The organism is Oligella ureolytica DSM 18253, from assembly GCF_000373745.1.
Taxonomy (GTDB): Bacteria; Pseudomonadota; Gammaproteobacteria; order Burkholderiales; family Burkholderiaceae_B; genus Oligella; species Oligella ureolytica.
The window spans coordinates 1-9,283 of the sequence record NZ_KB892333.1 but is presented as its reverse complement, the minus strand read 5'-3'; the positions used below and the strand labels follow the sequence as shown (position 1 = coordinate 9,283).

Below are 9,283 nucleotides of genomic sequence, written 5' to 3'. Positions count from 1 at the left end.
CTTTCATCGGACTACCATTATCTGAGTGTAAGATGAGCTGGTCTTTTCGGATTCCATGTTTCAGACACGCCTTGCTGATCAGAGTCGCTGCGTGTTGAGCCGACTCTTCTAGGTGAATCTCCCAACCAGTAATCAGACGACTGTAGATATCCATCGTCATATACAAGCGATAGAACTGCCCACGAACTGCACTCGGTAGATAGGTGATGTCCCATGACCATACTTGGTTGGCTGCCGTGGCTACCCACGACATAGGCTTAGGTACCTGTCGTGGTGGCTGTGCTCGACCACGGCGATTTAGCTGGCCATGCGTTCTCAAGACTCGGTAAAACGAGGATTCAGACGCAATATAAATCCCTTTATCAGCCAATTTAGGNACGATTTGAGAAGGTGGCAAGCTTTGATATTCTGGCTGATTACATAGGGCAAGGATGTGATGCTTTTCCTCTTGCGTTAATGCATGCGTATAGTGACGATTATTCGTCTGTCGACGCTTATCGGCCAAGTCGTCACCTGCCGCTTGCCAACGCAATAACGTACGACAACTAATGCCTAGGATGTCGCACGCTTGATGGCGTCGTGCTCCCGCCTTAACAGCTTCTTCAATTAAGTTCACGGCTACCTGTTTCATCGGCTCAGGAATCAGTCTTCCTCGTCGTTGCCCCAGATAGCCCGGGCTTTTTTTGATAAGGTNAATAAGGCAGCCGTTTCAGCTAAGGCCTTCTCCTTGCGTCTTAATTCCTTTTCTAGCTGACGACTCTTTTTACGCTCAGCCGCTAAGACCGCCTTAGTCACAGGCCCTGCCTCCATATCGAAGGCTTCAATCTCGACCCGCCAAGCATCTAACTGCTCAGGATAGATACCATGCTCGCGACAATAACTCGACCGCTCGGCCTCGTTCATACTGGCTGTTTGAATAATAGCGGCTAACTTCGCCTTGGTGTCCCATTGGTCAGGACGTGATTCTTTTGCAGGCACAACAAATCCTCTGGCTTGTAGCTGTTTTTTCCAACTATATAAAGTGGATACGTGAATACCGCTTTCTCGGCTAATTTGAGCCACACTTTGGTTATTCGGTGGCATCATTTTTTTAACAATCTGCGCTTTAAATTCTGGACTGTAAGATGACATTGTAAGACTCTAACCGCTCCCTCAATTACATGAAATATAAAAATCAGAAAATCAGACAACTAGTGTGACAGAGGGGGCGCTGTTTCACGCTCACTTTTTGTATGGTATAAAAAGGCATGGTCCATCGGGTCAACCACCCATTCTTTGACTGCCTGCTTCAGGTCCGAAAAATCAATCACCATCCCCTATTTGGGACCTTCCTCAATTAAGGGGCCACTGACCTCAACCTCTAATTGATAAGTATGTCCATGCAAGTTTTTGCATTTACCATCGTGACAATCCAACATGTGGGCAATATCAAAGCTGAAGGTTTTAACAATTTTCATAGCTTGCCTCCTTAGTCGCTAAGTACTCACGTAAACCGTCATTGCGCAGCACACAACTAGGACATTCGCCACAACCGCCTTTTACACCTAAATAGCAGGTATGCGTTTTCTCACGTACGTAGTCTAAATAACCGAGTTCATCTGCCAAGGCCCAAGCCTGCGCCTTAGTCAGATTCATCAATGGCGTATGAATCTGAAAATCATAACCCATGGAAAGATTGAGCGTGACATTCATGGACTTTACAAAGACATCACGACAATCGGGGTAACCGCTAAAATCCGTCTCGCTCACACCAAGATAAATATGCTTAATACCCTGAGATTTTGCATAAATCCCGGCATACATTAGGAATAAGGCATTACGCCCATCCACCATGGTATTGGGCGGACCATCTGCTGTTTCTTCAATGGTTGCTTGATCGTCCATCAAGGCATTGCTGGTAATTTGACCGATCAGTGATAAATCCATGACCGTTTGCTTAACGCCCAAATCCTGAGCAATGGCTTGCGCACAATCCATCTCAATCGAGTGGCGTTGTCCATAAATAAAACTGATGGTCTGAACTTGATTGGGCCCATACTGAGCCAATGCCTGTAATAAACAGGTCGTTGAGTCCTGGCCACCTGAAAAGATGACCAGTGCTTGATCTGAAAATGACATGATAAATTTCCGTAGTTTTAGTTTCGTTCAAAATCGAACGGCGCGGGAGGATTCCGAACCGCGCTGGGGGCTAGTATACTATGTTCAGCCAAATGATAAAGCATCAATTAAAAGCAGCGAGCCTAGCCTCAGTTTTTTATACATACACCATCTTGAGGTTTAACCCTTCATTTATTCTCAAGCGAGTCCATTGAACCAAGCTATTCCAGCAGATAATCACTAACACCGGAACTAAGGTACCCCCAATCATATAAATCGGCCACGAATAGCCCGACACATAATGAGTTAACACCTTTGTTTCAGCGATATCGTATAAACCCAATTCAAAAAACACAATATCGATAAGGACAAAAACCAAGATGTGAAAAGACATCACGCTCTTGGAGTGAATGCCGACCAACTCAAACAAAGGCATTTTCTCTTGACCTGCCAATACCTTCGAAATAAATAGAACCGCATAAATACCGATTGATGCCGTGATGAGATGGACAAACCAATCAACCCGATAAATGCTCCATACCATGCCCATCGACGCACTTAACTCATACTCTTTTAAAATATAAAGTAAACAAAAGGCCACCACAAATCCATAAAGATTGGTCATTTTAAATAGGTAAGACCTAACAAGGTAACCTAGAAGAATAAAGGATGAGGCCACTGATACTTGAGAGGCGATATTTAAATAAAAGACCTCCGTCTCACGATAGGCCGGAGATAGAACCTCTATCCCAACATAAGCAGCTAACATGGCCATCGCAAATACCAAGACATTAGCCATTCGCTTTGATGGAGTAAACAGGTTACTCACTTTAATCAGTAGTAAGCAGGTCAATGAGCCCAGCATATAGGCAAAGAGGAACCAAGCGACAACAAAATAGCTCCCCCCGTGAAAATTGGACTCAATCGGATAAAAACACTCTCAAGCAATCCGCCACGCCAAAGCGACGTATAGCCAATTGGGTAAAACAAATGGATAAACCAAATGACTGCCCCTATCAGCGCATAAACATACACAATATAAAGAGCATGCTTTTTGACTAGACCCACACTATGTTGATAGAGACTTCGGAACTCATTAATAAAGACACCGCCCAGAAAGAAAAACAGTGGCATATGATACATATAGGGCTGAAAATAATTAAAAGGCACGCCACGAAAATGCCCAATCACGACGGTAATAATCCCTATCGCTTTAGCATAATTTAGTGCAGTTGATTCACGGTCGTTAAAACGATGTCTTGTATAAGAGGTTACTGTTGTATTCATACCTTGGCTACAGAGTAAGATGATTTACTATCAAAGCCTAGCAATCAATACTACCCTTTGCTGTAAAACTCTGTGTACAAATGTCCCTCTTTGGTACCTGTTATTTCAAGAGGATAAAGAAAGTCGCTACAAAACTAATCTCGCAACACTCACGACACCATCAGTGAATCCTGTAATGAACGAACAGTCGGTTGAGGTTTTTTCAGTGCCTGTGCCAAATCATCATCGTCCTAGGTAATCCCCCCACTAATTAGTAGCAAAACTTAGATAATTACTGAGAGTCAGTCTTTTCTGCGTCTTTAATCTTCAGAGCTAGCTCAATGATTTCATTTATATATAACAGATAACTGGAAACTCTTTTTATCCACATAGCTCCTAAAGAAAAGCCTAAAAAAATCATTGCACTAAAAAATACTATCGCTTCAGTCACACTAAAAGAGAGTAAATCAATTGAGAAAATTTCTTTAATATTTTTGAATCCAATATTTTCATCAAAAAAAGTAAATGACATAGCTAACAGTGAAATAATTGCAGTCTCTTCACCAAAAAACGTCTTAATTCTTAAGTTTATTCTTTAATTTTTTTGTAATATCCAATAACTTGTATAATTCAGTTGTTCGTTTAAAAAAAAGCTTAAACTCTTTGCATTATTTTCATCATGCTTAATTTCCTCTAATAGTTCTGTTAACGTAACCTTTTTCCAACGAAATAAATAATGTTTTATCTCTAAAAAAGCAGGGGCTATCATGCATAACAGCCCCATTAAGTTCACTAATAGATATAACAAAATAAGAACATATCCTAGTTTTTTCCCAGGATAAAAATAATATGCTAGTGCAACCGCAGCAAACAAAATATAAATAATTATTGATACTTGATACAAACCTTTGTAGCTATATGCTTGCTTTATTTTATAGGGCTTTATATCACTTAATTTATCTAAAACTTCTTTTATTTCGCACATATAACTCCCCCCTACTCAAACCCCTCCGGATTCCCCTTCTGCCACTTCCAGCTATGGCGCATCATGTCCTCCAGTCCATACCCTGCCTCCCAGCCTAACTCATCCTTCGCCTTAGCAGGATTGGACCAGCACTCAGCGATGTCACCAGCACGTCGCTCAACTAGCTTATAAGGTACGCTCACACCGGTCGCTTTCTCAAACGCTTCAATAATTTGAAGAACAGAGTATCCCTGTCCAGTACCAAGGTTCCAGACATGGCAACCTACCGCACCTTTCAAGTAGTCTAGAGCGGCCAAATGCCCCTTGACCAAGTCAACGACATGAATATAATCACGCACGCCGGTACCGTCTACCGTTGGGTAGTCTGAACCAAAAACCGATAGTTGCGCCAACTTACCGATGGCGACTTGAGTCACGTAGGGTAATAAGTTATTAGGAATGCCGCTTGGATTTTCACCGATTAAGCCACTCTCATGTGCACCGATGGGATTAAAGTAGCGTAACAGGGCAACTGAAAAATCTGCTTCAGCCACGACAAGGTCTTGCAATATCCGCTCAACCATCAACTTAGACATGCCATAGGGGTTGGTGGGTACACCGATAGGACAATTTTCAGAGATAGGGACGGAAGATGTCAACCTCATTTGAGCCACTTTTCAAATAATTAAGTTATTTTCTCAATCACTCGTTGTAATGTCGGGAAGTTGACTCCTTTTTCAATTGTTACCTGATCGGCATCGGCTGGAACGGGGTTAATTAAGACCTCAGTCGCTGGCATCTGCACCTTAGGACGCCCGTTGCTAAAGCGTTCTGGATGACGCTCATACATGCTATTCAAGGCAGACTGTTTGGTTTTGGCCAGTCTGACATAATCACCACTAAACGCCTGATACGGTGTCAATCCACCGAGACTACTATGGTGATGATCGTGGTTGTACCACTGCACATAGTCTTCACACCAGCGCATCGCATGGTCGTAACTCTCAAAGCGACGTGGGTAGTCCGGCTGATATTTCATGGTTTTGAACTGAGCTTCACTCATGGCGTTATCGTTACTTACCCGTGGACGACTGTGGCTAGCGGTAATGGCTAGCTCACCCAGTAAATCAAGGTAGCAGTGAGCGGTCATCGGTACACCCCGATCCTGATGGAGTGTTAGGCTATTGGGTTTAATGCCATAACGGTCGTATGCCTCAGCAATCAGTTGACTGGAGAGTGCGCTATTTTCCTTACGAGACAGCATCCACGCTACGATATGACGGCTATACAGATCCATCACCACATACAATGATAGATACTCACCACGTCGCTTGGTGGCTAGCTTCGCAATATCCCATGTCCACACCTGATTGGGTGCAGTATCCAGTAGCCGTGGCGTCGCCTGAGGACTAGGAGGTCGTTGCTGACGACGCTCACCGTTGAGTTCCTCCTTACGTAATAGGCGGTGCATGGTGCTAATGGAGCACAGATAAATCCCTTTGCCTAATAAGCTGTAATACACCTGAGTCGGTGGCTGATCGTGATATTCCTCACTCGTCAACACCGCTAGCACCTCGGCGCGCTCATCGGCTGTTAAGGCGCGGGGTTGTTGACTATCCTTACGCTTCTGACGATAAGGACTCACGGGTCCACAGAAGTGATACCGAGTACGGGTAGCCCGTAAGGTATTGCGCCAGAGTGCTAAGGCCTCACACGCAGCACGCTCAGAAACCTCAGCGGGCAACGGAGTTTCCACTAGGTTTATCATGACTTCTTGTCTTCCAAGCTGTCCAACAGTGCTAAGGCTTTTTTTTGGAGCATCAGGCAACCGTCTTTCACCTTCATTTGGTGGTGCAATCGTTCCACTTCTTTCTCCAGCTGCTCAATGCGTTTTTGCTCGGCTGTCTTCTTAGGTACAGGACCGGGGGCTGATTTCGATAACCCCGCCAGACCATCTTCGGCTAACTCTCGTCGCCATTGAGCCAATTGATTTGAGTACAGTTTTTCACGACGCAGCAGCGCACCTAACTCACCGTGTTTGCAGNCATCGGCTTGCTGTATGATGGATAGTTTATACTCGGGCGTAAACACGCGACGGGTGCGTTTTTCTAAGGAAGGATTCGGCTCCACTTTGGATTCGATCGGTGTCACTGGTTTTGGCATAATGCGCTCCTGATTGCCCTGATTTATATGTTATCTCAAAATCAAGTGGCTCAGGTCTATGTTGACATACAGGGGGGATTTCTTCTGGGTCACCGTAAACGGTAGCGGATGAGCTAAACACTAATCGCTTCACACTGGCATCACGCATTGCTTCGAAGAGTACTACACTGCCACTGACGTTATTATCGTAATATTCCAGTGGCTGTTGTACACTCTCACCCACCGCCTTCAAACCAGCAAAATGCACAACAGCATCAATTTCGTGTTGTTTAAAAACATCATCCAGCAACGCACGATCCCGTATGTCCCCTTCAATCAGTAACGGTCGTTTTCCGGTGATTTCCTCAATGCGCGATAAGACTAAAGGTGAACTGTTACTGAAATTATCAATAATAACAACCTCATAGCCAGCCTGAAGCAATTCAACAACGGTGTGCGAACCGATAAAACCGGCACCGCCAGTAACAAGAACGTACATAATTTCAACGACCTTTTAGCCAATAAACTCAAAACCCAAATACTACTCTTCTGACTTCATAGGTACATACTCAGGAACCCATTTCTTCAGTCCAGCACGCACATCTGCATCAGACACGGTGTCTTGCTTGAACCAAAGTTGTAGGCTTTCATAAAAGTCCTCAGGCACATCACGCGAGCGCGCAATACGTAGTTTGGGATGGGGTGTGTCGCGAGTTTCTTCACTATCAGTGAGTAGCTCTTCATAAAGCTTTTCACCTGGGCGTAGGCCAGTAAACTCGATACGTATTTGATCTTCTGTAAAACCGGATAAATGAATCATATTACGTGCCAGGTCAACAATCTTAACTGGTTCACCCATATCCAATACAAATACTTCACCGCCCTGTCCCATGGATGCGGATTGCAGTACTAACTGAGCGGCTTCGGGAATGGACATGAAGTATCGATTAATATCTGGGTGAGTCACGGTGACTGGACCGCCACGCGAGATTTGCTCTTTGAACTTTGGAATCACACTACCCGTACTACCTAAGACATTACCAAAGCGGACCATGTTAAATAGTGTTTTACTATTTTTAAGGTGTAATAGCTCACAAACCATTTCGGCCATTCGCTTGGTTGCACCCATCACGTTGGTCGGATTCACGGCCTTATCAGTAGAAATCAATACAAAGCGCTCAGCCTCATATTGCATAGCGCAAGAGGCTACGTTAATCGTACCCATTACGTTATTGCGCACTGCTTGCCAAGCATTCCCCACCTCCATCAGGGGTACGTGCTTATAGGCTGCAGCATGGAACACGAGTTGAGGCTTCCATAGGGAGAAAATCTCATTTATGCGGATTTTGTCTTTAACGTCACCGGCTAGTGGCACCAACATCACTTCCGGATGATTATCTCTAAACCACTGCTCAATTTGGTACAGCGCAAACTCACTGGTTTCTACAAGGATAAGACGCTCAGGGTTAAAACGACTAATCTGTCGACAAAGCTCACTTCCAATTGAACCACCGGCACCGGTTACTAAGACGGTCTTGCCTTTAATCATGACTTGGACATCGTCAGCGTCAATACAAACTGGTTCTCTGCCTAGCAAATCCTCAATTTTAACGGGTCGCATCATGTTAATCGCTACACGGCCACTCATCAACTCTTGTAATCCCGGTACCGTATAAACACTTGCCCCAGCACTGGTTGCCAGCTTAGTTACCTTTCTAAGTACATCACTGGATGAAGTGGTAATGGCAAAAATCACGTGCTTGGCATCATGCACATCAAGCGCCTCTGGCAACTGTTCTAAACCACCTTCAACACGGCAGCCTAATATCTCCAGTCCCCACTTGGTACGATCGTCATCAAGCAAGGCAACCACATTCCACTCATGGGTACGCTCTAACTCACGGACTAACATGGCGCCAGAGGTACCTGCACCAATGATCACAACCGGCGTACCCTTACCCGTATCACGACCATAGTTAAGGTATTCCTTATAAAGTCGCCATAAAAAGCGACCGCCACCCATCATAAAAAGCAACAATAAAGGATATAAAATAATGATCGAGCGTGGTATTTGTACGTAGTTCTGCGCAAAGACGTCAATCAATACTAACAGTAGAAAAGCGATACCCACTACCTTGGTCACCTTAACCAAGTCAGGCATACTAGCAAAAACCCACATCCCTCGGTACATGCGTACCCAGCGACAGGCTACAAGTTGCGTCACTAATAAAATAACTAATAGTAAAGAAAATGGCTTATATAAAGAAACAATATACAAGTCAAAATTGAACCGCAATAAATGCGCCCCTAACCATGCCACTACAACCGCTAAAAGATCGTACAAGAAAATAAGGGTGGAGCGGTAACGCCGATTAAATGCCACTACAATCTACCAAGAAAAAAGAAACTTATATCAGAACACTTGAATTATAAACGATGAAAGAAACTTTCTAATGCTTATAGCTATAATGAAGACTATCTACAACATAAAACTTAAAATCTGAAGATATTAAATCATGAACCAACACGCTCTCTATGTCAGGATAGTTGTCACCCTCTAAATTTAAATCAAGAGAGCGGTAAGGATACTATTTATGGGCCGTTATTCACTAGAGCGTAAGAACGCAGTGATCAATAAATTTCATAGTGACAACACATTGAGTCTTAGCGAACTAGCTAGGCAAGAGAGCATTCCTACCTCAACCCTTTATAATTGGCTGAAACAAGTCAATTTAGTAGGTAATGCCATGTCAAAAAAACGCAATTCGGATAACTGGTCTGCTGAGACCAAGCTGGCGACTGTGATAGAAACCG

General features: G+C 44.1%; 11 protein-coding genes and 3 pseudogenes. 1 reads left to right on the top strand and 13 read right to left on the bottom strand.

Features of this window, described 5'->3' with window-relative positions:
• The 13 genes and pseudogenes from B092_RS16180 to B092_RS0110925 all read right to left on the bottom strand — a co-directional run.
• On the bottom strand, window positions 1–253 hold a 253-nt coding region (locus B092_RS16180), incomplete at its 3' end, for a DDE-type integrase/transposase/recombinase (RefSeq protein WP_483310404.1).
• A gap of 389 nt (window positions 254–642) precedes the next feature.
• A complete protein-coding gene (locus tag B092_RS0110985; RefSeq protein WP_018575288.1) occupies window positions 643–1,131 on the bottom strand; it encodes a transposase in 489 nt (162 codons plus the stop codon).
• A gap of 59 nt (window positions 1,132–1,190) precedes the next feature.
• Window positions 1,191–1,418 (bottom strand): annotated as a pseudogene (locus B092_RS14270) (6-carboxytetrahydropterin synthase).
• A 25-nt stretch (window positions 1,419–1,443) separates the two neighbouring features.
• Complete coding sequence (queC, locus tag B092_RS0110970; protein ID WP_018575285.1) at window positions 1,444–2,118, bottom strand: 7-cyano-7-deazaguanine synthase QueC; 675 nt, start codon at window positions 2,116–2,118, stop codon at window positions 1,444–1,446.
• A 136-nt stretch (window positions 2,119–2,254) separates the two neighbouring features.
• Entirely contained in the window at window positions 2,255–2,926 is a 672-nt protein-coding gene (locus B092_RS0110965) for a hypothetical protein (RefSeq protein ID WP_147277840.1), read from the bottom strand.
• A gap of 20 nt (window positions 2,927–2,946) precedes the next feature.
• Entirely contained in the window at window positions 2,947–3,384 is a 438-nt protein-coding gene (locus B092_RS0110960) for an acyltransferase family protein (RefSeq protein WP_026253742.1), read from the bottom strand.
• Window positions 3,385–3,655: 271 nt separating this feature from the next.
• Entirely contained in the window at window positions 3,656–3,895 is a 240-nt protein-coding gene (locus tag B092_RS0110955) for a hypothetical protein (protein WP_018575283.1), read from the bottom strand.
• 63 nt (window positions 3,896–3,958) lie between these two features.
• The gene (locus B092_RS0110950) at window positions 3,959–4,348 is read right to left on the bottom strand and encodes a hypothetical protein (protein WP_018575282.1); all 390 of its coding nucleotides are present in this window, start codon (window positions 4,346–4,348) and stop codon (window positions 3,959–3,961) included.
• 11 nt (window positions 4,349–4,359) lie between these two features.
• Window positions 4,360–4,971 (bottom strand): annotated as a pseudogene (galE, locus tag B092_RS14265) (UDP-glucose 4-epimerase GalE); the annotation flags it as partial.
• A gap of 41 nt (window positions 4,972–5,012) precedes the next feature.
• A complete protein-coding gene (locus B092_RS0110940) occupies window positions 5,013–6,095 on the bottom strand; it encodes an IS3 family transposase (protein ID WP_018575280.1) in 1,083 nt (360 codons plus the stop codon).
• Window positions 6,092–6,490, bottom strand: a complete 399-nt coding sequence (locus B092_RS0110935; protein WP_040608485.1) for a transposase — start codon at window positions 6,488–6,490, stop codon at window positions 6,092–6,094. The genes B092_RS0110940 and B092_RS0110935 overlap by 4 nt, the downstream gene beginning before the upstream one ends.
• A gap of 52 nt (window positions 6,491–6,542) precedes the next feature.
• Window positions 6,543–6,968 (bottom strand): annotated as a pseudogene (locus B092_RS14260) (SDR family NAD(P)-dependent oxidoreductase); the annotation flags it as partial.
• A gap of 42 nt (window positions 6,969–7,010) precedes the next feature.
• Window positions 7,011–8,852 carry a polysaccharide biosynthesis protein gene (locus B092_RS0110925; protein ID WP_018575277.1) on the bottom strand — a complete coding sequence of 614 codons (1,842 nt, stop codon included), beginning with the start codon at window positions 8,850–8,852 and terminating at the stop codon, window positions 7,011–7,013.
• A gap of 211 nt (window positions 8,853–9,063) precedes the next feature.
• Here B092_RS0110925 and B092_RS0110920 point away from each other — a divergent pair.
• Window positions 9,064–9,283 (top strand): transposase (locus B092_RS0110920; protein ID WP_018575276.1); only part of this gene is annotated, 220 nt, incomplete at its 3' end.